A 1,505-nucleotide genomic window follows, 5' to 3' on the forward strand; every position below is an offset into this window, starting at 1 on the left:
CTATAACGATATTTCTTACTAATACTCAAGTAGAACTGAAATTTATCGACAGTAATATCTTCCGGAATTCCTCCATTGTCCATCCAAATGTAAGCGCTATTTCCTCTCATAGAATTGATAGTGCTAATAAAATATCTTTCCATTTCTTCCTTAGACCAGCTAAAGAAAAACTTATGCATTCCCCCTACGAGAACTATTTTTCTTCCATACTTCTTCTAGTTGCTAAAAATCCTTAATATTGAATTCAGCCTTTTATTGAGCCTTTCAGTAAACCCTCAATAAAGTATTTTCTTAAAATAACAAATACTAGACTAATAGGAACAAGAGAAAGAGTTAATGCTGCGCTTAGTGTGCCATAAGCCCACGACTTAGCCTCAACCTTCAAATTTGGTAAACCTACAGATAGTGTCTGAGCCGAAGTTTCTACCATCAAAGTCCGAGCAAACATAAACTCTTCCCAAACAGCTATAAAGGTAAAAATAGTTACCGTAGCCAATGATGTGATAACTAACGGCGTTAATACCCTCAGCCATATTTGAAAACTGCTGGCACCATCTATATAAGCTGCTTCTTCAAGTTCACCTGGCAACTCTCCGTAGGCAGATTGCATAATAATACTAGCCAGCGGTAAATTCAACGCGGTGTAGGGAAGAATTAGACCTAGATTAGTATCGAGTAAGTTTAAAATATCTTCTAATATATAAATCGGCACCAGATAAACAATATATGGAATCGCTATAAACGCTATAATCATTGAGTTAACTAACTTTTTACCATAAAAATCTTTACGGGCAAGCGCATAACCAGAAGCTGCACTCAAAGGCAAAACTAATAAAATAGTGCCTAATGTAACTTTAATTGTATTAAAAAAATAAATAGGAAATTCAGGTAGCTTGCCAACCACATCTAAATAATTTGTAAAAACTATTTCTCTTGGCCAAATCGTTAAGGGAATGCTGTAAATTTCTTCTACACTTTTAAACGATGTAAGTATAATCCAGATAATAGGAGATAGAATAATTAATGATACTAGAATACCTATTATAACAACTAATATATTTCCTGTTTTATATTTTTTAATATATTGCATCACACAATCACTTCCTCTCAGGCTTCAGAATAATATTGAATATAAATGATATGGTAAAAGCTAAAACAGCTATGAACAAAGCAATCGCCTGAGCGTAACCCATATTAAAGAATTCAAAGGCGTTTTTCCATGCGTACAAGTATAAAACCAAGGTTAAATTTCCAGGTCCACCATTCGTCATTACAACTACCTGATCATAAACCTTGAGAGCTTGAATTATACTCCATATTGATACCAACAAAAATGAACTGCGTAAATTGGGAATAGTTATATAAATTAACTGCTGCAACGAATTAACACCATCTACTCTAGCCGCCTCATAAATATCACCCGGGATAGACTTTAAACCAGACAAAAAAAGTACCACACAAAAACCAACATATTTCCAAAGTCCTACAGCTGCTAAAGAATTTAA

The 1,505-nt window shown here is 34.0% G+C and carries 2 protein-coding genes; both read right to left on the minus strand.

What is annotated here, in order from left to right:
- Positions 1–244 precede the first annotated feature (244 nt).
- Positions 245–1,090, minus strand: a complete 846-nt coding sequence (locus GXZ17_RS10575) for a carbohydrate ABC transporter permease (RefSeq protein WP_409377247.1) — start codon at positions 1,088–1,090, stop codon at positions 245–247.
- A gap of 7 nt (positions 1,091–1,097) precedes the next feature.
- Positions 1,098–1,505, minus strand: a 408-nt coding sequence (locus GXZ17_RS10580; RefSeq protein ID WP_409377248.1) for a carbohydrate ABC transporter permease, incomplete at its 5' end; no start/stop codon positions are given.

Origin of the sequence: Candidatus Sordicultor fermentans (assembly GCF_012728195.1) — a bacterium.
Lineage (GTDB): Bacteria > Atribacterota > Atribacteria > Atribacterales > Caldatribacteriaceae > Sordicultor > Sordicultor fermentans.

Bases quoted from the DNA above. Each gene is read 5' to 3' on its own strand.
- GXZ17_RS10575 (WP_409377247.1), bottom strand. From the start codon at position 1,090: ATGCAATATATTAAAAAATATAAAACAGGAAATATATTAGTTGTTATA.